General features: G+C 43.3%; 19 protein-coding genes, 1 tRNA gene and 3 pseudogenes. 16 read left to right on the top strand and 7 right to left on the bottom strand.

Annotated features, from left to right (window positions below):
* The first annotated feature begins 1 nt into the window (after nucleotide 1).
* On the top strand, nucleotides 2–673 hold the full coding sequence (locus ACRQ5D_RS12955) for a hypothetical protein (RefSeq protein ID WP_432329152.1): 672 nt from the start codon (nucleotides 2–4) through the stop codon (nucleotides 671–673).
* On the opposite strand, the pseudogene obgE reads toward ACRQ5D_RS12955, so the two are convergent.
* The 4 genes and pseudogenes from obgE to ACRQ5D_RS12935 form a co-directional block, all read right to left on the bottom strand.
* Nucleotides 666–1,674, bottom strand: a pseudogene (gene obgE / locus ACRQ5D_RS12950) (GTPase ObgE). The gene ACRQ5D_RS12955 and the pseudogene obgE sit on opposite strands and share 8 nt — an antisense overlap.
* A gap of 116 nt (nucleotides 1,675–1,790) precedes the next feature.
* A complete protein-coding gene (locus tag ACRQ5D_RS12945) occupies nucleotides 1,791–2,366 on the bottom strand; it encodes an adenylate kinase (protein WP_091174048.1) in 576 nt (191 codons plus the stop codon).
* A 98-nt stretch (nucleotides 2,367–2,464) separates the two neighbouring features.
* Nucleotides 2,465–2,538: transfer RNA gene (locus tag ACRQ5D_RS12940), tRNA-Arg, on the bottom strand.
* Between the two features lie 59 nt (nucleotides 2,539–2,597).
* Nucleotides 2,598–3,059: a redoxin domain-containing protein gene (locus ACRQ5D_RS12935; protein ID WP_091174051.1), complete on the bottom strand. Its 462-nt coding sequence runs from the start codon at nucleotides 3,057–3,059 to the stop codon at nucleotides 2,598–2,600.
* A gap of 175 nt (nucleotides 3,060–3,234) precedes the next feature.
* On the opposite strand from ACRQ5D_RS12935, the gene ACRQ5D_RS12930 reads away from it, so the two are divergent.
* The 5 genes from ACRQ5D_RS12930 (at nucleotide 3,235) to atpC (ending at nucleotide 8,758) form a co-directional block, all read left to right on the top strand.
* Nucleotides 3,235–3,984 (top strand): ABC transporter permease, encoded by a 750-nt coding sequence (locus tag ACRQ5D_RS12930; protein ID WP_432329150.1) that lies wholly within the window; start codon nucleotides 3,235–3,237, stop codon nucleotides 3,982–3,984.
* Nucleotides 3,951–5,636 (top strand): FtsX-like permease family protein, encoded by a 1,686-nt coding sequence (locus ACRQ5D_RS12925; protein ID WP_432329759.1) that lies wholly within the window; start codon nucleotides 3,951–3,953, stop codon nucleotides 5,634–5,636. The genes ACRQ5D_RS12930 and ACRQ5D_RS12925 overlap by 34 nt, the downstream gene beginning before the upstream one ends.
* A 121-nt stretch (nucleotides 5,637–5,757) precedes the next feature.
* Nucleotides 5,758–6,744, top strand: a complete 987-nt coding sequence (locus ACRQ5D_RS12920) for an NAD(P)H-quinone oxidoreductase (protein ID WP_091174056.1) — start codon at nucleotides 5,758–5,760, stop codon at nucleotides 6,742–6,744.
* 174 nt (nucleotides 6,745–6,918) lie between these two features.
* A complete protein-coding gene (gene atpD, locus ACRQ5D_RS12915; protein ID WP_090530069.1) occupies nucleotides 6,919–8,424 on the top strand; it encodes a F0F1 ATP synthase subunit beta in 1,506 nt (501 codons plus the stop codon).
* Nucleotides 8,425–8,506: 82 nt separating this feature from the next.
* Nucleotides 8,507–8,758 carry an ATP synthase F1 subunit epsilon gene (gene atpC / locus ACRQ5D_RS12910; protein ID WP_091174059.1) on the top strand — a complete coding sequence of 84 codons (252 nt, stop codon included), beginning with the start codon at nucleotides 8,507–8,509 and terminating at the stop codon, nucleotides 8,756–8,758.
* Nucleotides 8,759–8,980: 222 nt separating this feature from the next.
* On the opposite strand, the gene ACRQ5D_RS12905 is transcribed toward atpC, so the two are convergent.
* From ACRQ5D_RS12905 to ACRQ5D_RS12895, 3 genes are all read right to left on the bottom strand, one after another.
* Nucleotides 8,981–10,486, bottom strand: a complete 1,506-nt coding sequence (locus ACRQ5D_RS12905; protein ID WP_091174063.1) for a TlpA family protein disulfide reductase — start codon at nucleotides 10,484–10,486, stop codon at nucleotides 8,981–8,983.
* A gap of 144 nt (nucleotides 10,487–10,630) precedes the next feature.
* Nucleotides 10,631–10,957 (bottom strand): Fic family protein, encoded by a 327-nt coding sequence (locus ACRQ5D_RS12900; protein WP_218134509.1) that lies wholly within the window; start codon nucleotides 10,955–10,957, stop codon nucleotides 10,631–10,633.
* A 16-nt stretch (nucleotides 10,958–10,973) separates the two neighbouring features.
* Entirely contained in the window at nucleotides 10,974–11,681 is a 708-nt protein-coding gene (locus ACRQ5D_RS12895) for an ankyrin repeat domain-containing protein (protein WP_091174065.1), read from the bottom strand.
* A gap of 388 nt (nucleotides 11,682–12,069) precedes the next feature.
* Between ACRQ5D_RS12895 and ilvD the strand changes: the two are divergent.
* The 10 genes and pseudogenes from ilvD to leuB all read left to right on the top strand — a co-directional run bounded on the left by ilvD (nucleotide 12,070) and on the right by leuB (nucleotide 22,279).
* Nucleotides 12,070–13,777 (top strand): annotated as a pseudogene (ilvD, locus tag ACRQ5D_RS12890) (dihydroxy-acid dehydratase).
* Between the two features lie 142 nt (nucleotides 13,778–13,919).
* Nucleotides 13,920–15,656 (top strand): biosynthetic-type acetolactate synthase large subunit, encoded by a 1,737-nt coding sequence (ilvB, locus tag ACRQ5D_RS12885; protein ID WP_091174116.1) that lies wholly within the window; start codon nucleotides 13,920–13,922, stop codon nucleotides 15,654–15,656.
* On the top strand, nucleotides 15,626–16,279 hold the full coding sequence (ilvN, locus tag ACRQ5D_RS12880) for an acetolactate synthase small subunit (RefSeq protein ID WP_431199774.1): 654 nt from the start codon (nucleotides 15,626–15,628) through the stop codon (nucleotides 16,277–16,279). Before ilvB ends, ilvN begins: the two co-directional genes overlap by 31 nt.
* 197 nt (nucleotides 16,280–16,476) lie before the next feature.
* A complete protein-coding gene (locus ACRQ5D_RS12875; RefSeq protein WP_431199773.1) occupies nucleotides 16,477–17,103 on the top strand; it encodes a hypothetical protein in 627 nt (208 codons plus the stop codon).
* Nucleotides 17,104–17,123: 20 nt separating this feature from the next.
* Nucleotides 17,124–17,534 carry a ketol-acid reductoisomerase gene (locus ACRQ5D_RS12870; protein WP_431199772.1) on the top strand — a complete coding sequence of 137 codons (411 nt, stop codon included), beginning with the start codon at nucleotides 17,124–17,126 and terminating at the stop codon, nucleotides 17,532–17,534.
* A 219-nt stretch (nucleotides 17,535–17,753) separates the two neighbouring features.
* Entirely contained in the window at nucleotides 17,754–19,169 is a 1,416-nt protein-coding gene (gene leuC, locus ACRQ5D_RS12865) for a 3-isopropylmalate dehydratase large subunit (protein WP_091174069.1), read from the top strand.
* Between the two features lie 35 nt (nucleotides 19,170–19,204).
* Entirely contained in the window at nucleotides 19,205–19,618 is a 414-nt protein-coding gene (locus ACRQ5D_RS12860) for a GxxExxY protein (RefSeq protein ID WP_091174072.1), read from the top strand.
* Between the two features lie 57 nt (nucleotides 19,619–19,675).
* Nucleotides 19,676–20,265, top strand: a pseudogene (gene leuD, locus ACRQ5D_RS12855) (3-isopropylmalate dehydratase small subunit).
* Nucleotides 20,266–20,468: 203 nt separating this feature from the next.
* Entirely contained in the window at nucleotides 20,469–21,149 is a 681-nt protein-coding gene (locus ACRQ5D_RS12850) for a methyltransferase domain-containing protein (protein WP_432329145.1), read from the top strand.
* Between the two features lie 59 nt (nucleotides 21,150–21,208).
* A complete protein-coding gene (gene leuB / locus ACRQ5D_RS12845) occupies nucleotides 21,209–22,279 on the top strand; it encodes a 3-isopropylmalate dehydrogenase (RefSeq protein ID WP_091174124.1) in 1,071 nt (356 codons plus the stop codon).
* Nucleotides 22,280–22,358: the final 79 nt, after the last annotated feature.

Here is a 22,358-nt window from a genome sequence, read left to right as displayed (position 1 = left end):
TGTGCTGATCTGTGCTGTATTAAGCATTTTATTAATTTGGTTTATTGTAAAAAAGGCGCCTCACAAAAATTATGCGCTGCTACTGGTGGTTTTTTATGTGGTATCGGTGTTGTTTTTCGGACAATCATTTTTGAGACAAGCCAATATTTCATATGAAGCAAGGCATTTGAGGCTCATCGGGCTTATCGCTGCACCAGGCATCATTTACCTGGTAAGCAGATTGCAAACTGGTTATAAATACCTGTTTTATTTTATATGTTTTGTAATAGCTTACTCCAGCTACAAATACTTTGTGCCAAGCTACTTTCAAAATAAAAATATCGGCGCAAGGGGATATTCGGGGATAGCACAGTTATTTATCGATCAGCCATCGCTAAACTATATCCGCAACCTGGATAAGCAAAACAACAACGCCATTTTTGTATTTAACAGCCCTGATCTGAGCCTGGAAATTGAACGCAACCGCACTATAACCGTTGAAACCATTGGCGCTGAAGTGGCAATCGATTATGATGAATATGTATATAATGGGCACGCCGGACCACTGTACATAGTTTTGCCCGCCGATTACATCGGTCCAAAATCAACTATTATGCGCAAATGTTTTCCTGGCTATACCGGCTTTAAAATGACGATGCTTAGTAATGACTACATTTTGTGGGAGGCTAAATAACGCTGGCGTTGATCTCTTTCCAAAGCAGGTCTTTTAGCTGATCGATATTTTTCTGGGCCACAGATGATATAAATATAGAGGGGATTCCATCAGGGATCTCCTTTTTCATTTCAGCCTGCAGCTCATCGTCGAGCATGTCGGTCTTGGTTATGGCTAACACACGAGGCTTGTGCATCAGTTCGGGATTATATTCTTCCAGTTCATGCAGCAGGATGCTGTATTCTTCTTTTATACTGCGCGATGTATCGGCAGGCACCATAAACAGCAATACCGAGTTGCGTTCAATATGTCTCAAAAACCTAAACCCTAAACCTTTGCCCTGTGATGCTCCTTCAATAATGCCCGGAATATCGGCCATTACAAATGAACGGCCGCCACGGTATGATACGATACCTAAATTGGGCACCAGTGTGGTAAAAGCGTAATCGGCAATTTCGGGCTTGGCAGCCGATACCACCGAAAGCAGGGTGGATTTACCTGCGTTAGGGAAACCTACCAAACCAACATCAGCCAACACTTTTAGTTCGAGGATATTCCAGTCCTCACGGCCATCTTCGCCGGGTTGGGCAAAGCGGGGGGTTTGTTGGGTTGATGTTTTAAAATGCCAGTTGCCCAAGCCACCGCGGCCACCGGGAGTAAGGATCTTGGTTTCACCATCTTTGGTTATTTCAAAAAGTACTTCACCGGTTTCAGCATTTTTCACGGTAGTACCAAGGGGCACTTCCAATATTCTCGTCGCGGCCGGTTTTGCCCGTACGCAATGAGCTGCCGCCCGAATCGCCATCACCGGCAATTACGTGTTTACGGTATTTAAGGTGCAGCATAGTCCACAGTTGGGCGTTACCTTTTACAATAACATGGCCTCCCCTGCCGCCGTCGCCACCATCGGGACCGCCTTTTGAAGTTAATATATCACGATGCAAATGGGCAGAACCAGCACCTCCGTGGCCTGAACGGCAACAGATCTTCACATAATCAACAAAATTTGAACCCTGCGACATAATTTTTGATTTAGACGGAAAGTCCGAAAGTCAGTAAAGTCCGAAAGTTAAGAATTTTAATCTTCCTAACCTGCGGACTTTACTGACTTCCGGACTAAAGACTTTCGGACGGACTATTAGTTATATGATTCGTTTACACCAACAATAGCGTCGAAGATCTCATCAACCGAGCCCACACCGTTAATGCTTGTAAACTTATCCTGCTGCTGATAAAAACCCGCTACAGGAGCAGTTTTATCATTGTATTCTTTAATTCGTTTGCGGATCACCTCAGGGTTGGCATCATCCGGTCTTCCAGATTCTTTACCTCGCTCTAATAAACGGCGCTCCAGCTCTTCATCGCCAACTTCAAGGGCGATCATGCCTGAAATTGCCGATTGTTTTGATTCGAGTAACTGATCCAAAGCTTCGGCTTGTGCAACTGTACGTGGAAAACCATCGAAAATAAAACCTTTGGCTTTCTTGTTGGCATCAAGTTTATTACTGATCATGCCGATAACTACTTCATCAGGAACCAGTTTACCATCATCCATCAGCTTTTTAGCTTCCAAACCGAGGGCTGTACCTTGTGAAATTTCACCACGTAACAAATCTCCGGTTGAAAGGTGGATCAAATCGTATTTCTCAATAAGTTTTTTCGACTGAGTACCTTTCCCGGCTCCGGGAGGGCCAAACAAAACCAGATTTAGCATGCTCTTGATAAATTAAAAGCCTTTCGGTAATACAACAGAAAGGCTTACAGTTAATTTGCACCAGCGGTGGAAAAATTCCGGACTGCAGTGCTTTGTTGTGCACTCGAAGGGAGTCGAACCCCTAACCTTCTGATCCGTAGTCAGATGCTCTATCCAATTGAGCTACGAGTGCTTTCCGAAATGGAATGCAAAGATAGATTTTTAAACTTTCGCTGCAAACTTTTATTCAAATTATTTTACAATTTCGGCAATAGCCTCAAAATTTGGCAGTTGACCGGCATCTTCAAGCACCTCCGCATAAATGATATTCTGCTCTTCGTCAATTACAAAGGCGGCACGCTTTGAAACACCCTTAAGCCCCATCACAAACTGATCATAAATAGCACCATAAGCCGTAGATACTTCTTTGTTAAAATCAGAAAGCAGATCGAACTGATAATTGTTCTCTTCTTTAAACTTAGCTAAAGTAAAAGGCGAATCAACAGAAATGCCCAATATAGTAGCGTTTAAACCATCATAGTATCCAAAGCTATCGCGCATGGTGCAAAGCTGCGTGGTACAAACGCCTGTAAACGCTAAAGGGAAAAAGTGGATCACGACCTTACGGCCTTTAAAATCGGCTAATGAAACGGTTTTTAAGGCCGATGATATTAAAATGAACTGAGGGGCGGGCTGGCCAATCTGTAATGACATACGTATTTGTTTTAGGCAAAAAAACAAAAATAAAACGAGTAAAAGTACTCCTCTTCCTTTTTTAACATTGAGATGTTCAAGATACTATTCAACAAACGTCAAACTAAAAAATTAGTTAAAACCCCTAAATAACTAAAAATTTAGTTTTAACTTTATAGCATAAACCTTTTATGCTATGATCAGGAACTACTTTAAAACCGCCTTGCGAAGTCTATTAAAAAACAAAGGCTTTACATTCATTAATATTTTAGGACTGGCATTAGGGCTGGCCATTTGCCTGCTCATTACATTTTATGTGGTTGATGAGCTGAGCTACGACAGGTATAATATCAAACACGACAGGATCTACCGGGTAAACACCGCCCTGAAATATAGCGGCACACTTACTGAATATGCCACTGCTGCCATTCCGGTTGCTAACGTTTTAAAAACGGAGTTTCCTGAAGTTGAAACGGCAGTTCGTATAAGCCCGGCCCTAAACATCCGCTTTAAAAAAGGAGATGAAATTGTGCGCGAAGACGGCACAACTTTTTACAGTGAACCCAATATTTTCGATGTATTCACCCTCCCCCTCCTTTCGGGCGATGCAAAAACGGCTTTAAAAGAACCCAATACCGCGGTTATTTCTGAATCAATGGCAAAAAAATATTTTAACCGCATCAGTGTGGTTGGCCAAACTTTATTTTTAGTAACGAGCGGCACATCGCTTAAGATAACAGGAGTAATGAAGGACATGCCCGCTCAATCACATTTTAGAGCTAACTTTTTACTGGCAAGAGACCATCCAATCAATAATGACGCCGCATGGAACCAGTTAACCCCTTTGCCACCTATGCGCTGCTTAAAACTAACGCAAATATCAGCCGGCTCGAAACTAAACTCAATGCCGATATGCAAAACGGCCTTAAAAGCTCAAGGACAATGAATTATAGCAAATTCGTAGCAGGTGGCAATTATTTCAAGCTAAGCCTGATGCAGGTAACTGATGTCCACCTCAAATCAAACCGGGTTATGGAACTGGGTGCCAACGCCAATGGCCAGTATGTTTACATTTTTACAGCAGCGGCAATTTTCATCCTGCTGCTGGCTTGCATTAATTTCATGAACCTGTCTACAGCCCGTTCAGCCAACCGCGCCCGTGAAGTCGGTGTGCGTAAGGTATTAGGCTCATCCCGCAGTCACCTCATTTTTCAGTTTCTTGCCGAATCCCTGATCGTAACTTTCGTAGCAGCCATTATAGCAGTACTGTCAGCCTGGGCTTTGCTGCCTTTATTTAATCACCTATCAAACAAACAACTGGCAATTAATGCGCAAACCATAACCTGGCTATTACCCGCCTTGTTAAGCATTGTCATTATTGTGGGCCTTTTAGCCGGCTCCTACCCTGCCTTCTTCTTATCGGCATTTCAACCAATTAATGTATTAAACGGAAAAGTTTCAACCGGCTTTAAAGGCGGGGCTTTCCGGAGCACCCTGGTCGTTTTCCAGTTTTCTATTTCGATATTTTTAGTGATAGACACCCTGGTTATTTACAATCAGCTTAATTATATCCAAAATAAGGATCTGGGCTTTAACCGCAACCAGGTTCTCATCCTCAATAATGTAAACACACTTGAGCATCCCGAACTACTGAAACAGGAGATTAAAAAGTTACCCGGCGTTGTTAATGCCACTCTTACCAGCTTTTTGCCTACCGCCAATAACAAAGTTTTAAACTACGTGTCACCCGGTGGCAAAGAAGGCCAGTCAACCCAGTTCTGGAAAATAGATGAAGATTACATTAACACGATGGGGATGCAAATGAAGACCGGCCGGGGATTTTCCGGGGAGTTTAGAACCGATTCGACAGCTATGGTTATTAATGAAACAGCCGCAAATGTATTCGGTTATGGTAATGATGCCATTGGCAAAACAATAACCACAGGTACCGCAACCAACCTAAAAAAATATCGTGTAATAGGAGTGGTAAAAGATTTCAACTTCAGTTCGCTGCGCGATAATGTAACCCCACTGGTCATGACTTTAGACAACGACTGGCTGGCGCGTTTAAGTATCCGGGTAAATACGCATAATCTGCCATCTCTAATGACCCGGATAGAAAAGACATGGAAAACCATCGGTCCAAATGAACACTTTGATTATTCGTTTATGGATACCGATTTCGACGCATTGTACCGCACCGAACAGCGAATGGGGCAGCTTTTTATTCTGTTTACAGGCCTCGCTATAGCCATTGCCTGCCTGGGCTTGCTTGGTCTTGCCGCTTACGCCGCCGAACAGCGCAACCGGGAAATTGGTATTAGAAAAGTGCTTGGCGCAAGTATCACAGCCATTGTAACCATGTTGTCGAAAGATTTTGTTAAACTGGTAATCATATCATTTGCCATAGCCGCTCCATTAGCCTGGCTTACCATGAATAAGTGGCTTCAGGGATTTGCCTATCGCCAAAATATACAATGGTGGGTGGTGATATTAGCGGGCTCGGGGGCTGTATTTATTGCATTAGCTACTATTAGCTTACAATCATTCAGGGCCGCGGCGGCCAACCCGGTTAAAAGTTTGCGTTCTGGTGATTAGAGGTTAGGTATAAGTAAACATCGCGCCGGCAACCGCATACTACTTGCGCCGGTTTAAGAGAAGAAGCAAAACTTTCCGGACAAACATTTTAGCACTAACTTAGCTTTCAACTACACAATCCATGAAAGCAATAGTGATCACCCAACCCGGCGGGCCCGAAGTTTTGCAGCTTGCCGAAAGGCCCAAGCCGGTTATTGCCGATGACGAAGTATTGATAAAGGTAATGGCGGCGGGCATCAACCGTCCCGATATTTTTCAGCGCAAGGGCAATTATCCGCCGCCGGCAGGTGCGCCGGCGGATATCCCCGGCCTGGAAGTGGCCGGTATCATTACTGAAGTCGGTAAAAAAGTTACCCGTTGGAAACCCGGCGACAGAGTTTGCGCATTGGTTGCCGGCGGCGGTTATGCTGAATATTGTAAAGCGCCCAAGGGCCAATGCCTGCCCATTCCCACTAATCTAAGCTTCCCTAAAGCTGCATCACTGCCTGAAACCTTTTTTACCGTTTGGAGCAATGTATTTGACCGAGGCAATTTACAACCCGGCCAATCATTGCTGGTACATGGCGGATCGAGCGGCATTGGTGTTACGGCTATTCAAATGGCCAAAGCTTTAGGCAGTACCGTTTATGTAACAGCCGGATCTGATGAAAAATGCAGTTTCTGTGAGCAGCTTGGCGCGGATAAAGCCATCAACTATAAAACGACTGATTTTAAAGACGCGATCAAATCGCTTACCGATGGTACAGGCGTTAATGTGATCCTGGATATGATTGGCGGCAACTATATGCCTGGCAATATCGATTCGCTGGCTGTTGAGGGACGGCTGGTCATGATCAACGCAATGAATGGCCGCGAAGTACAGCTTGATTTGGGCAAAGTAATGGCAAAAAGACTGATCATTACCGGATCGATGCTACGCAGCAGGGAAACAGCTTTCAAAGCAGCTATAGCCCAAAACCTCGAACAAAAAATATGGCCATTGTTATCATCAGGAAAAATCACACCCATAGTGTACAAAACTTTTGATGCAGGCGAGGCCGCCGAGGCTCATAAACTAATGGAGAGCAGCACTCATACAGGCAAAATTGTTTTGACTTTTGCGCAATAAATGCAAACAATTATCAATGTTGAAATTATCCTTCAAAAATCTTAAAACACTATGTAAATAATTGGATAGAAATCTTAACTTTGCGCCTCTGAAATAGCATCTTATACATTCCTGTTACAAATGATGTATGTTGCTGTTCAGTAAAAGCATTTTTTAAAAAACACCAGGTTATATATGCCAAACATTGGAAAAATTTCAAGGATCATTGGTCCGGTAGTCGACGTAAGTTTCGCTGATGACGCTCATCTTCCTAAAATTTATGACGCATTAGAGATCACGAAAGACAATGGCCAAAAAGTTATTTTAGAGGTTCAGCAGCACTTAGGCGAAGACCGTGTACGTGCTATCGCGATGGACTCGACCGACGGCTTGTTACGCGGTATGAAGGTATTGGATACCGAAGCTGCTATCAAAATGCCGGTAGGCGATAATATCAAAGGTCGTGTATTTAACGTGGTAGGTGATGCTATCGACGGTATCCCGAATCTTGACAAAGTAAATGGTCGTCCTATTCACGCAACCCCTCCAAGGTTTGAAGACCTATCTACCGAAACTGAGGTACTTTTTACAGGTATTAAAGTTATCGACCTTTTAGAGCCTTATGCAAAAGGTGGTAAAATTGGTTTGTTTGGTGGTGCCGGTGTAGGTAAAACTGTATTAATCCAGGAACTGATCAACAACATCGCAAAAGCTTATGCAGGTTTATCTGTATTTGCCGGTGTTGGTGAGCGTACACGTGAAGGTAATGACCTTTTACGTGAGATGCTTGAATCAGGCATTATAAAATATGGCGACGCTTTCATGCATTCAATGGAAGAAGGCGGTTGGGACTTAACTAAAGTTGATACCGAAGCCATGAAAGATTCAAAAGCAACATTCGTATTCGGTCAAATGAACGAGCCGCCGGGTGCACGTGCACGTGTGGCCCTTTCAGGCTTAACAATTGCCGAGTACTTCCGTGACGGTGATGAAGATGGTAAAGGCCGTGATATCCTTTTCTTTATCGATAACATCTTCCGTTTTACACAGGCAGGTTCAGAAGTATCAGCGCTTTTAGGTCGCATGCCATCAGCAGTAGGTTACCAGCCAACGCTGGCAACTGAGATGGGTACCATGCAGGAGCGTATCACTTCAACCAAACGTGGTTCGATCACTTCAGTACAGGCCGTTTACGTACCTGCGGATGACTTGACCGACCCTGCGCCGGCTACAACCTTCGCCCACTTGGATGCTACTACCGTACTTTCACGTAAAATTGCCGAGCTTGGTATTTATCCTGCAGTGGATCCATTGGATTCAACCTCACGTATCCTTAGCCCAGCTGTTTTAGGTGACGAGCACTACAATACAGCTCAACGCGTTAAAGAGACTTTACAACGCTACAAAGAGCTTCAGGATATCATCGCCATCCTTGGTATGGACGAGCTTTCTGAAGAAGATAAGTTAGTTGTATCACGCGCTCGTCGTGTTCAGCGTTTCTTGTCACAACCATTCCACGTTGCTGAGCAGTTCACCGGCTTAAAAGGTGTACTGGTTGACATTAAAGATACCATCAAAGGTTTCAACATGATCATGGACGGTGAAGTTGACGAGTATCCTGAAGCAGCTTTCAACTTAGTTGGCAGCATTGAAGATGCTATTGAAAAAGGCAAAAAGCTGTTGGCTGAAGCTAACTCTTAATAAGAAGCAAGAAAATAAGACTCAAGAATCAAGAACAGGAAAAGCCTGGCTCTTGATTCTTAAATCTTGAATCTCAAAAAGCATGACATTAGAAATTCTTACTCCCGATAAAAAAGTTTACGAAGGCGAGGCCACCTCAGTAACCTTACCTGGTGCTTTGGGATTATTTGAAATACTGAACAACCACGCCCCAATCATTTCCACCCTTCAGGATGGCAAACTTACCGTACGCGGTGGTGCAGCTAAAGAAGAAGTGTTTTTTATTAAAGGCGGTGTTGTTGAAGCATTAAACAATAAAGTAACTGTTTTAGCTGAAGGTATTCAGCACAAATAGGCGCTACTTTATAAATTTATAAAGCCCGGATAAGCTTTTATCCGGGCTTTTTTGTACCCTTTTTTGGGGAGGATACGTAAACGCCATTTTTGTAAAGTACGAAGCAATCTCCTATTAGCAGAGCGGCCCATGCAAACAAACTACCCTGTAATTGCCCTGGGGATTGCTTCATACCTTACAATCAATAATGACCTATATTTTTATCAATCATAACCTTTCTGGTTAATGCGCTTGTTTCAAAGCCTTGTCAAGCTCTGCTGTAAGTGTATACCCGGATGATGGCCTTTCGCTGTTATTATTTACAATCTTGCCATCGGTTCCGATTGTAATATAATGAGGGATACCTGTTACGTTATATTTTTGACATACCGGGTTTCTTGTCCAGCCCTCTGCAATGAGGTTGACACCACTTATATTTAATGAGGCCAAACTACTTTTCCACGCTTTCTCGTCCGAATCAACACAGATGTTGAGGAACACTACATTCTTATCTTTATACCGCTCGTGCAAAGCTGCAGTCGTGTTCTTTATTTCGTAAACGCAAGGGCCGCATCCTACGCCCCAAAAATCGATATACACTACTTTTCCCCGGAAGCTTTTCAAGGACACCACCTCACCCTTATCATTCTTCAAACTAAATTCAGGCGCCAGATTACCGGGTTTTAATTGCCGTACTGTTGCATAAAATTGCGCAAGAGTATCTGCATATCTTGGCGTTTTAACCTTAGTTTTAAAATCCTTGTAGATGTTCTCAGCATCGTCAAACGAATAGTAACCAAAATCCATCTCTATGGCTTTCGTTATAAACCAGTCACGGAACTCAATTAAATGGAGATTGGCTAGCCCCAGATAATATTCATCCCACGCAGGAGTAAAGGGCGTTAATTTCTTATCCCAATCCGATCCTATTATAGTTGTATTATTCAGTCCCTTATAAAATCGGACGTAGTTAAAAATAAATTCTTTGTAGCTATTGCTGTTTTTAAAAGAAAACTCTGATTGGGCGTGATATGCTCCGGCAGGAAATTGCTGATTGAGCGCTTTTCCTGTAGCAGAGGTGTCGTTTATATGCAACTCATATTTAGATAACAAGTGATGGCTATTCAAAAAACCAACGTACTGATAATAAACATCAGTAATTAACTTCTGACTTTCGGGATAATCAAGATGCACCGCGGCTGTCATCATCACTTTATTATATAACTTATTGATCTTCTCAAACTTTGCGGAATCGGTGAGTTTATTATCATATAAGGACTGTCCCAAATCCATCGACTCTTTACGGTAGAGATTATACATCAGCATCATGGTTTGCAACCGCTCGTTTGTATGCTGGAAAGGAGAGGTGATGCGGAATGTGTTTTTAAAGTCCTTATTATCCCAACTAAGTACCAGGGTATCGTTCCTTTGGGCGCAAACGGTGATAGCATCGTCATTGAGGTACAGATAGATATCTTCGGTATCTCCGTCAATATTTATAGCTGTATTGAAATTGCCGTCCTTATCAACAGGTATCGTTAATGAGTAATTAGTTAAATCGCCGGTTACAGCCATCTCCCAATATTTATCAGTAAAGTTTTTGACGTTCCCTTTAATTACAGCCGTGGCTTTTGGAGTTGAGACAATTAGCGGCTTATTTTCAGCAACAGCTTTAACAGGTTTCTTTTTTATCTGGGCATTTGCCGTTGCTACTAAGAGCAGTAGAATTATACAGGTTAGGTTTTTCATTCAGGGTGACAGGGTTAGATTATGTCAAATATAAAGAAATAAACTATTCGAATAAATCAACTTTTATTTTTAATTCTACAACTTAGGATTCATACTTACCATTTTACGGGGTGCAAATGTGCAGAATAATGGGTACTGAACTATTTAAAGAGATTGAGGCAACATCAGCAAAAAAGGCAGAGCCGCAGAATAATCCAGCAACTCATATTCCAGTCCCAGCAGCCTGATGTTATTGATGGTCATAGTGATATTTTTCCGCTTGCAGGAACCAGGCTTTAAGACCGAGCTTTCGGATATGAACCATTTTTCAAACAGGCGTGCAGTACGTCCATTGCCATCTTCAAAAGGATTGATCTTCACAAACATCAAGTGGATCATTGAGGCAGAAAAGAATGCTTCCGGAACGGCCAACTTAGCTTGCAATAACAGCTCGATATCATTAAAAAGCAACTCCAGTTTTTGTTCGACCAAATCAGACGAAGCCTCGCTAAAGCAAATCACAGATTTCTTTGTAACCGTTGCTTTTAGCAGCATTGCAAATACTCACCCCATCCTTATTAATAAAGGTTTTATCGGCATGATGCTGTAGCAATAATTTAACTATTTCGGCCCGGCCCTGTTTAGCAGCTAAAAACAAAGCCGTTTCGCTATCCCGATTTACCGGGTTTGGATCGGCACCTTTTTCAAGCAGTAACTTTATCACATCATTGTGCCCCTTATAAGAGGCTATTAATAACGGGGTAGATTTATCTGCCGCTTTACAATTTACATCAACTCCTTTGGTTAACAGCAAGGCAACCGTTGCTGCCTGTCCGTTTCTTGATGCTATAATGATGGGGTTCCAATTGTGCTCGTCTTTAGCATTAATATCTGCACCTTTTTCAATCAGGTAGGCGGCCATTTCGGTACTGCCGCTTTGGCAAGCCACCATCAGGGGTGTCCAATTTGATTTTGGAACAAGGCTTAAATCAGCTCCCGCTTCCACCAACATCTTTACAGCTTTAAGATCGTTTTGCCCTACTGCTTTAAGCAAGGGTGTCATATCATTTTTACCTCTTATGTTTATATTCTTTGGTGATTTCAATAATTCGGAAAGCTGATCGTAATTTTTGTTTTCGATGGCGGTAAATGCATCTTGCGAGAAACTTTTTGTTACGCTAAATAGCAGTAATGTCAGGATTAGGATTTTGTTCATTGTAAGTATATGATATTAATGCCTGAAACTAATCATTTATCAACTTCCATTAGCACAGCCGGATACTTTTTTTAAAGTTAAATTATCTTTCCTCCCATTTCAGGCAGAAAATCGACAACTTGCTATGCATGCATAAAAAACATACCGAATACCGTTTTAAACTTTGGTCTATTTTGTAAAATATTTTATATCTTTATAAACAAATTTTACAAAATTAAATTCTAAAAATTTTAAATAATTAAAATTAAATACTTATTTTAAAAAATCAGAAATGACTATTGCTATTGCATGATGCTATGGCTACCTTACATATATTGATTTTCGATACCAAGTAAACCAGTATCATCAACAAAAATTAAATACTAAAACTGTCTACATATCTAATAAAATGAGTTCATCATCAGATACCACCAACGCTATAGAATTGAACAAGTATAGCAAAACATTTACCCAGGACCCAACACAGCCTGCCGCACAGGCCATGCTTTACGGGATCGGCTTAACAGACGATGATATGCGCAAAGCACAGGTCGGCGTGGCCAGTATGGGTTACGATGGTAACACTTGCAACATGCACCTCAATGACCTGGCTAAGCTGGTTAAACAAGGTATCTGGGATGAAGACATGGTAGGCCTGATATTCCATACTATTGGCGTAAGCGATGGCATGAGCAACGGTACTGAAGGTATGCGTTACTCATTGGTGAGCCGCGATATCATTGCCGACTCAATTGAGGCTGTTACCGGCGCTCAGTACTATGATGGCTTAATTACCCTGCCGGGTTGTGATAAAAACATGCCAGGTTCCATCATGGCTATGGGCCGTTTAAATCGTCCTTCAATCATGGTTTACGGTGGAACTATTAAACCGGGTCATTGGAAAGGCGAAGATTTGAATATTGTATCGGCATTTGAGGCTTTGGGTAAAAAGATTGCCGGCCAGATTGATGATGTTGATTTTATGGGCGTTATTAAAAACGCCTGTCCAAGCGCAGGTGCCTGCGGTGGTATCTATACAGCTAACACGATGGCTGCAGCTATTGAGGCATTGGGTATGAGTTTACCGTATTCATCATCAAACCCTGCTCTAAGCGCTGAGAAAAAAGCAGAATGCCTTGCCGCCGGTAAAGCTATCAAGGTGTTGTTAGAAAAGGATATTAAACCATCAGATATCATGACCCGTGAGGCATTTGAAAATGCTATCGTTGTGATCATGGTACTGGGCGGTTCAACCAACGCGGTATTGCACCTGATTGCAATGGCAAAAAGCGTTGACGTTAAATTAACCCAGGATGATTTCCAGGCTGTAAGTAACCGGATCCCAGTACTGGCCGATATGAAACCAAGCGGAAAATACATGATGGAAGACCTGCACAACATTGGCGGTGTTCCGGCTGTAATGAAATACTGTTTAGAGCAGGGCTGGTTACATGGTGATTGCCTAACTGTTACCGGTAAAACCATTGCCGAAAACCTTACTGAAATCCCGGCCCTGGAGTTTGAGACTCAAAAGATCATCAAACCGAAAGAAAACCCGATTAAAGCTACCGGTCACCTGCAAATTTTGTACGGAAACCTTGCCGAAGGTGGCAGCGTTGCCAAAATTACAGGTAAAGAAGGCGAACGTTTCACCGGTCCTGCCCGTGTATTTGACGGCGAGTTTGAACTGATTGCCGGTATCCAGAGCGGCCGTGTTAAAAAAGGTGACGTTGTGGTGATCCGCAACGTGGGCCCTAAAGGCGCGCCGGGTATGCCGGAAATGCTAAAACCAACCTCAGCCATATTCGGTGCCGGTTTGGGTAGTTCAGTTGCATTAATTACAGATGGACGCTTTAGCGGCGGTACGCATGGTTCTCGTCGTCGGTCACATCACACCCGAGGCTTACGATGGCGGGTTTATAGCGATGGTAAAAGACGATGATATCATTAATATTGATGCTGTTGCCAATACTATAAACGTTTCGCTACCGCAAGAAGAAATAGCCGCACGCCGTGCCGCATGGCAAAAACCGGCGCTGAAGGTTACCAAGGGTGTGTTATACCGTTACGCTAAAAACGTGACTACCGCTGCCGAAGGCTGCGTTACCGACGAATAATTAATAAACAAAATGGCTTATTATAAAAGCCATGAATGAATAAAGTGAACACAAATTAAGCCCGTTCATTTTAGCAAATTAGAGACAGATAGAATAAATCAGTTTAGCACCAAAAAGTGCTATGAATATAAAAAATACAGGTATGGAAACTGCACAAGAAACCTTAACCGCGCCAGCCGCCACCGAAACCGTAAACGTTTCTGGATCGGTAGCATTATTGGAAGCATTGATAGCCGAAGGTACCGATACCATTTTTGGTTACCCAGGAGGCGCTATCATGCCCATTTATGATGCTTTGTTTGATTATAATGATAAACTGAACCATATACTGGTACGCCACGAACAGGGCGGCATTCACGCCGGCCAGGGTTATGCACGTACATCGGGCAAAGTGGGTGTGGTATTTGCCACCAGCGGCCCGGGCGCTACCAACCTGGTAACAGGCTTGGCCGATGCCCAGATCGACAGCACCCCGTTGGTTTGTATTACCGGTCAGGTTTTCGCGCACCTTTTAGGTACCGATGCCTTCCAGGAAACTGATGTGATCAACATTACCACTCCGGTTACCAAATGGAACTACCAGGTAACTGATGCCACCGAAATCCCGGAAGTTATTGCCAAGGCATTTTATATTGCCCGCAGCGGCAGGCCAGGTCCGGTATTGATTGACATTACTAAAAACGCGCAGATCCAGCTGTTTGACTTTGCAGGCTACAAACCTTGCGATCATATCCGCAGCTACAGGCCGAAACCAATTGTTCGTCCGCAATATATTGAGCAGGCTGCTGAGTTGATCAACAGTGCTAAAAAACCATTCATCCTGTTTGGTCAGGGTGTTATTTTGGGCGGTGCTGAGCAGGAGTTTAAAGCCTTTGTTGAAAAAAGTGGTATCCCTGCTGCCTGGACAGTACTTGGTGCAGGCGCTATCCCTTCAGACCATCCGTTAAATGTAGGTATGCTGGGCATGCATGGCAACTACGGCCCTAACGTTTTAACTAACGAGTGCGATGTATTGATCGCGATAGGTATGCGTTTTGACGACCGTGTAACCGGTCGCCTGGATAAATATGCTAAACAAGCAAAAGTTGTTCACTTAGATATTGACCCTGCCGAGATCGACAAAAACGTAAAATCAACCGTACCGGTTTGGGGCGATTGCAAGGAAACACTTCCATTGCTGACCAAGGCCATCGAAAAGAAAGAACATACAGAATGGTTAGCTAAATTCAATGATTACACCCGCCAGGAAGTTGAGGCCGTTATCCATAACGAACTTAATCCAACTACGCCTGAAATGACTATGGGCGAGGTAATCAAACAGCTTAACGAGATTACCAAAGGCGAGGCAGTTATCGTTACCGACGTAGGTCAGCACCAAATGGTAGCATGTCGCTACGCTAAGTTTAACAATACCCGCAGCAACGTAACCAGCGGTGGTTTAGGAACCATGGGTTTTGCATTGCCTGCTGCTATAGGCGCTAAATTTGGCGCTCAGGATCGTACTGTAGTAGCTATTATTGGCGATGGAGGTTTCCAGATGACCTGCCAGGAATTGGGTACTATTATGCAAAGCGGTATCGATGTAAAAATTATCATCCTTAATAACCGCTTTCTGGGCATGGTAAGACAATGGCAGGAATTATTTAATCAGCGCCGTTACTCATTTGTTGATATTCAAAGTCCGGATTTTGTGGCGTTAGCCGCAGCATACCGCATACCGGGCAAATTAGTTGATGACCGTGCAGATTTGACTGCAGCATTAAATGAAATGCTAACCGCACCGGGATCATTCCTTTTAGAAATAATGGTTACCAAAGAGAATAACGTATTCCCGATGGTACCACAAGGATGCAGCGTAAGCGAGATCAGGTTAAAGTAAGCCCTCTAAAAAAACAGAATCATGAGCGAAGCAGAAAAAAACAGGAATTTAACATCACCATATATACCGAAAACCAAATTGGTTTATTAAGCAGGATAGCTATTATATTTACACGCCGTAAAATCAATATCGACAGCCTGAATACTTCTCCGTCGGAGATTGAAAGTATTCACCGTTTCAATATTGTAATTAACGAATATGAAGAGGTAGTACGTAAGCTTACCCGCCAGATAGAAAAACAGGTTGAGGTGTTAAAAGCATATTATCACACCAACGAAGATGTGATTTGGCAGGAATTAGCGTTATATAAGGTATCAACCGATGTAATTGCCGAAAAGGTTAGCGTTGAGCGTTTACTACGCGAAAACGGTGCTCGCGCGGTAGTGATCCGTAAGGACTACACCGTGTTTGAAACCACCGGTCACCGCGAGGAAACCGATAACCTGATCAACATACTACAACCTTACGGCCTGATTGAGTTTGTACGCAGCGCCCGTGTTGCTATCATTAAAGATAGCGAAGGCTTTAACAGCAAACTGCGCGAATTTGAAAGGCTTGAACCAGGTGAAGAGGTAATCGAAAATGAATACCTTAACCAGGGCGAGAAGGTGTTTACGATGTAGAGCACAAAGCTTAAGGCTGAAAGCCGAAAGCTAAAAAAACGTCATTGCGAGGTACAAAGCAATCCCAAACTATACAGGGGATTACTTTGTACCTCGCAATGACGGGATTAATAAGAGAACAAAAACTTAAATTACTCAATACAAATAAAATCGGTGAGATCACCACTGTTCGGTGAAATCACAAAAATCAAAAAACAATGGCAAAACTAAATTTCGGCGGCACTGAAGAAAACGTAGTAACCCGCGAAGAGTTCCCTTTATCAAAAGCTCAGGAAGTATTAAAAGATGAAGTAGTAGCGGTAATTGGCTACGGTGTACAAGGTCCGGGCCAGGCCCTGAACCAAAAAGACAATGGTATCAACGTAATTGTTGGTCAGCGTAAAGGCACTAAAACTTGGGATAAAGCTATCAGCGATGGTTTTGTACCCGGCGAAACACTTTTTGAAATTGAAGAAGCCTTGCAAAGGGGAACTGTGATTTGCTACTTATTGAGCGATGCAGCCCAGATTGCGTTATGGCCAACTGTTAAAAAACACTTAACCCCAGGCAAAGCTTTATATTTCTCTCATGGCTTTGGTATCACTTTCAACGAGCAAACTGGCATCGTACCTCCTGCTGATGTTGACGTGTTCCTGGTTGCTCCTAAAGGTTCAGGTACTTCATTACGCCGTATGTTCCTGCAAGGCCGTGGCTTAAACTCAAGCTATGCCATCTTCCAGGATGCTACCGGTAAAGCTTTTGATCGTGTTATCGCTTTAGGTATCGCTGTAGGTAGCGGTTACTTATTCGAAACTAACTTCAAAAAGAAGTATACAGCGATTTAACCGGCGAGCGTGGTACTTTGATGGGTTGCGTTCAGGGTATCTTTGCTGCTCAGTACGATGTATTGCGTAGCCATGGTCACTCTCCATCTGAAGCATTTAACGAAACTGTTGAAGAGCTTACCCAATCATTAATGCCGCTTGTTGCTGAAAACGGTATGGACTGGATGTACGCCAACTGTTCAACTACTGCTCAACGTGGTGCGCTTGACTGGTGGAAAAAATTCCGTGACGCTACTAAACCAGTATTTGAAGAGCTTTACGAAAGCGTTGCTACAGGCAAAGAGTCACAACGTTCTATCGATTCAAACAGCCAGCCAGATTACCGCGAAAAACTGGATGCCGAACTGAAAGAATTACGCGAAAGCGAATTATGGCAAGCAGGCAAAACCGTACGCAGCTTACGCCCTGAAAACCAGGTTGTAGAAGCGTAATAAATTAGGTGAAAGCCGAAAGGTAAAAGGCGAAAGGCCTTAAAACAAACTCACCAACACGTCATTGCGAGGCACGAAGACAACCGACCGTAGGGAGCTCATTAATACCTATAAAAAACAAATTATAATTATTAATAATCCCAAACTTAACAGATCGGATCTGCTAATCGGGGATTGCTTCGTTCCTCGCAATGACGTTACTAAAGAAAAATAATAAAAATGGGACAAACATTATTTGATAAGATCTGGGATGCACACGTCGTCAGCAGCAGCGAGGGGTTCCCGGATATTTTGTATATCGATACACATTTCATTCACGAGGTAACCAGTCCGCAGGCATTTGATGGCTTGCGTCAGAGAGGCTTGCCCGTTTTCAGGCCAAAACAAACTGTGGCCACAGCCGATCACAACGTTCCAACCATTGATCAGCACTTACCCATTAAAGAAGAACTTTCACGCTACCAGGTAGATATGCTCACCAAAAACTGTAAAGAGTTTGGTGTTGAGCTATATGGCTTAGGCCACCCGTACCAGGGCATCGTTCACGTTATAGGCCCCGAGCTGGGCATCACCCGTCCGGGTGGTACTTATGTTTGCGGCGATAGTCACACTTCAACTCACGGCGCTTTTGGTGCTATTGCCTTTGGTATAGGTACTTCGCAGGTTGAGCAGGTGTTGGCTACCCAATGTTTACTCCAGTCGCGCCCAAAACGCATGAAAATTGAAGTGAACGGAAAACTACAAAAAGGCGTTGGCGCCAAAGATATTATCCTTTACATCATTGCGCAGATCTCGGCTGCCGGCGGTACCGGTTATGCTGTTGAATATGCAGGCGATACCATCCGCTCGTTGAGCATGGAAGGCCGCATGACCATCTGCAACATGAGTATTGAGATGGGTGCACGTTGCGGACTGATTGCTCCCGACGAAACCACCATCAACTACGTAAAAGGCCGTGAATTTGCTCCTAAAGGTGAAGAATGGGACAAAGCAGTTGCCTACTGGAAAACTTTATACTCTGATGCTGATGCATCTTTTGATGAGGTATTATCCTTTAAAGCTGAAGATATTGAGCCGATGATCACTTACGGAACAAATCCGGGTATGGGCATCGGTGTTACACAACATGTTCCTGAAACTGCTTCATTTGAAGCCAAAGAGCAGGGATCATATAAAAAAGCCCTTGATTACATGGGTCTGCACGATGATGAAACGCTATTGGGCAAACCAATTGATTACGTCTTCATCGGCAGCTGCACCAACTCGCGCATTGAAGACCTACGCCAGGTTGCCGAGTTTGTAAAAGGCAAACACAAAGCCGATAATGTTACTGTATGGGTAGTTCCCGGCTCAAAACAAGTACAGCAGCAGGCTATTGCCGAAGGACTGGACAAAATATTTGATGCCGCAGGCTTCCCGCTTCGCGAACCAGGCTGCAGCGCATGCCTTGGTATGAACGAGGATAAAATCCCGGCAGGTAAATATTGCGTCTCAACCTCAAATCGCAACTTTGAAGGAAGACAAGGGCCAAACAGCCGTACATTCCTTGCAAGCCCGCTTACCGCGGCTGCGAGTGCAATTACGGGTGTGGTTACGGATATAAGGGAATTTCTGAAGGAAGAGGAATTGGTCTGAACTCGAATTTTATAGGAATTGAATGAATTAACAGAATGGAGATTAATAAAAAACGGACACCTGAAGAGTTTAAAGATTGTACGAGCAAAATAATTGGCTGTGCCATGCGTGTGCATTCTACTTTAGGGAACGGTTTCCAGGAAGTAATTTATCAACGAGCCTTAGAAATAGAAATGGGTTTGGAAGGTCTGAGATTCGTCCGGGAAATGGAGATGCCTATCTTTTATCGTAACGAACAAATCGGAACAAGGAGAGTGGATTTCTTTGTCGAAGGCGAAATAATGGTTGAACTGAAGGCTATTGCACAGTTAGAAAACGTTCATTTAGCTCAGGCCATAAATTACCTCGAAGCTTATAACATCCAAACAGGTTTACTCATAAACTTCGGAAGCTTAAGCATGGAGTTTAAAAGATTATTGAATAAAAAATATATCCCAAATCTGAATTAATGATTTTTTTCGATTCGAAAAATTCCCTTAATTCAAAAAATTCGAGTTCAGACAATTATGGCAACTAAAATATTTAAACACATTCAAACCAGCGTGGTGCCTTTGCCTATCGAGAACATCGATACCGATCAGATCATTCCTGCAAGGTTTTTGAAGGCGACTACCCGCGATGGTTTTGGCAATAACTTATTCCGCGATTGGCGTTTTGATGAGAACGATAACCCTAAAGCTGATTTCGTACTTAATCATCCGACCTTTAGCGGTAAGGTATTGGTAGCAGGCAAAAACTTTGGTTGCGGCAGTAGCCGTGAGCATGCTGCCTGGGCTATATCTGACTATGGTTTCGACGCCGTAGTGAGCAGCTTTTTTGCTGATATTTTTAAAGGCAACGCCCTTAATAATGGCTTGTTACCGGTACAGGTAAGCGATGATTTTCTGAAAAAATCTTCGATGCCGTTTATGCCGATCACAAAGCTGAAGTAGAGATCGACCTGGAAAGCCAGACTATCACCATCTCATCAACCGGCGAAAAAGAAAGCTTCGAGATCAATCCTTACAAAAAAGCTTGCCTTATAAACGGCTACGATGATATCGACTATATCTTAAGCCAAAAAGGAAAAATTGAGGAGTTTGAGTTAGCAAGATAGACCATAGTTTATAGTCCATGGACCATAGATTAAAACTAAGTGGGCTATGGACTATGGACCATCGGCTATGGACAAACAAATGAACTAATGAACCAACAAAAACATATTCAGCGAGAAGGTAAAGGTACCGCCAAATTATTCGACGAACGGAGTTTAGCGAACGATTATGCAACCCTTGCCCCCTGCTCAGGCCGGGCCTGAAGGTGCTGGATGTGGGTTGTGGTACCGGCGCTATCTCTAAGGATATTGCCGCATTGGTTGGTGAAAGCGGTCATGTTACGGGCATTGATAATACCGAGTATTTTATCCAGAGCGGTATGGAAACTTACGCTTCGGTTCAAAATATGGAGCTCATTTATACCGATCTGTTCAGCTTTGAGCCGGAAGAACAGTACGATCTTATTGTATCGGCCCGCGTTTTACAATGGCTGAGCAATCCAGTTGAGGCTTTGAAAAAAATGTATTCGTTGTTAAAACCTGGTGGTACGGTATCCATTTTGGATTATAACCACGAGGCTTTACAATGGCAACCGCAGCCACCGGCAAGCATGCAACGCTTTTATGCTACCTTTTTAAGGTGGAGAGGCGATGCCGGCATGAATAACCATATTGCCGAAGACTTGCCCGAATATTTGCAGGAAGCAGGTTTTATCAATATCGAGGTATTTAACGCCGACGAGGTTTACCAAAAAGGCGAGTACAACTTTGAAAACAAAGCAGGCATCTGGGCAAAAGTGGCACAATCAAAGCAAATGGTTGAGGAAGGCTATATTGATGATGAATCGCGCCTGCTGGCTATTGATGAGTACACCAACTGGGTAGAAAATGAAGCCGAGCAAATGGCGATGAAACTAAAAGAAGTACGCGGCGTAAAACCCGAATAAAATAAAACATCTATAAAAACAAAAAACCGCTGCCTCAGGCAGAGATTAGGGTTATGGGAATTAAAAAACACATATTAGTAATACCCGGCGACGGGATAGGCCCGGAGGTTACCACCTGGGGTAAAGCAGTTTTAGAAAAAATCGGTCAGGATTTTGGCCACGAATTTACGTTCGACGAAGCCCTGATGGGTCATGCGGGTATCGAGGCAACCGGTAATCCACTGCCTGATGAAACACTGGCTAAAGCTAAAGCAAGCGATGCTATCCTGTTTGGTGCTATCGGTCACATCAAATATGATAATGATCCGTCGGCCAAAGTGCGTCCGGAGCAGGGATTATTAAAAATCCGTAAGGAGCTTGGTTTATACGCTAACCTGCGCCCTATTATGCTGTTTGATGAGCTTTTGGATGCATCGAGCCTGAAACCTGAAATATTGAAAGGTACTGATATCCTTTTCTTCCGCGAGCTGACCGGCGACGTTTATTTTGGTGAGAAAAAACGCAGTGAAGACCGTAACACGGCTTCTGACCTGATGATCTATTCACGCTACGAAGTTGAGCGTATCGCTATTAAAGCATACGAGGCAGCCCGTGTACGTGGTAAAAGGTTATGCTCCGTTGATAAAGCAAATGTACTGGAGGCTTCACGCCTATGGCGCGAGGTGGTACAGGAAATTGCCAAACAATACCCTGACGTTGAAACCGAGCACATGTTCATTGACAACGCGGCTATGCAATTAGTTAAAAACCCTAAAAAGTTTGATGTGGTATTAACCGCCAACTTATTCGGTGATATCCTTACTGACGAAGCATCGCAAATTGCAGGTTCGATGGGTATGCTGGCTTCAGCTTCTGTAGGTGATGGTACGGGATTTTTTGAGCCTATCCACGGTTCGGCACATGATATTGCCGGTCAGGATAAAGCAAACCCACTGGCATCGATATTATCAGTAGCTTTAATGCTTGAAATTAGTTTCGGCTTAAAAGATGAAGCTAAAAAGATAACAGACGCAATTGATAAAACTCTGAAAGACGGTTACCGCACCGGCGATATTGCTGATGCCAATACTGATAAAGTGAAAATTTTAGGCACTACGGCAATGGGCCAAAAAGTGCTGGAATATTTGTAGGTAGAGATTAGAGACCGGAGCTTGGAGATTAGGCAATGTATTGATAGAATCACCATTCCCCTTGTAATCTCGGCAAAAA

The organism is Mucilaginibacter sp. P25 (assembly GCF_050859465.1).
Classification (GTDB): Bacteria; Bacteroidota; Bacteroidia; order Sphingobacteriales; family Sphingobacteriaceae; genus Mucilaginibacter; species Mucilaginibacter gossypii.
This window is presented reverse-complemented; position numbering and strand designations above follow the sequence as displayed.

Coding starts and splice junctions, on each gene's coding strand:
- ACRQ5D_RS12920 (WP_091174056.1), top strand. CDS start 5,758: ATGAAAGCAATAGTGATCACCCAACCCGGCGGGCCCGAAGTTTTGCAG.
- ACRQ5D_RS12875 (WP_431199773.1), top strand. CDS start 16,477: ATGGCAAAACTAAATTTCGGCGGCACTGAAGAAAACGTAGTAACCCGC.
- ilvN (WP_431199774.1), top strand. CDS start 15,626: ATGCAGCGTAAGCGAGATCAGGTTAAAGTAAGCCCTCTAAAAAAACAG.
- ilvB (WP_091174116.1), top strand. CDS start 13,920: ATGGAAACTGCACAAGAAACCTTAACCGCGCCAGCCGCCACCGAAACC.
- ACRQ5D_RS12905 (WP_091174063.1), bottom strand. CDS start 10,486: ATGAAAAACCTAACCTGTATAATTCTACTGCTCTTAGTAGCAACGGCA.
- atpD (WP_090530069.1), top strand. CDS start 6,919: ATGCCAAACATTGGAAAAATTTCAAGGATCATTGGTCCGGTAGTCGAC.
- ACRQ5D_RS12930 (WP_432329150.1), top strand. CDS start 3,235: ATGATCAGGAACTACTTTAAAACCGCCTTGCGAAGTCTATTAAAAAAC.
- ACRQ5D_RS12945 (WP_091174048.1), bottom strand. CDS start 2,366: ATGCTAAATCTGGTTTTGTTTGGCCCTCCCGGAGCCGGGAAAGGTACT.
- ACRQ5D_RS12870 (WP_431199772.1), top strand. CDS start 17,124: ATGGGTTGCGTTCAGGGTATCTTTGCTGCTCAGTACGATGTATTGCGT.
- ACRQ5D_RS12925 (WP_432329759.1), top strand. CDS start 3,951: ATGCAAAACGGCCTTAAAAGCTCAAGGACAATGAATTATAGCAAATTC.
- ACRQ5D_RS12935 (WP_091174051.1), bottom strand. CDS start 3,059: ATGTCATTACAGATTGGCCAGCCCGCCCCTCAGTTCATTTTAATATCA.
- ACRQ5D_RS12895 (WP_091174065.1), bottom strand. CDS start 11,681: ATGAACAAAATCCTAATCCTGACATTACTGCTATTTAGCGTAACAAAA.
- ACRQ5D_RS12860 (WP_091174072.1), top strand. CDS start 19,205: ATGGAGATTAATAAAAAACGGACACCTGAAGAGTTTAAAGATTGTACG.
- leuC (WP_091174069.1), top strand. CDS start 17,754: ATGGGACAAACATTATTTGATAAGATCTGGGATGCACACGTCGTCAGC.
- atpC (WP_091174059.1), top strand. CDS start 8,507: ATGACATTAGAAATTCTTACTCCCGATAAAAAAGTTTACGAAGGCGAG.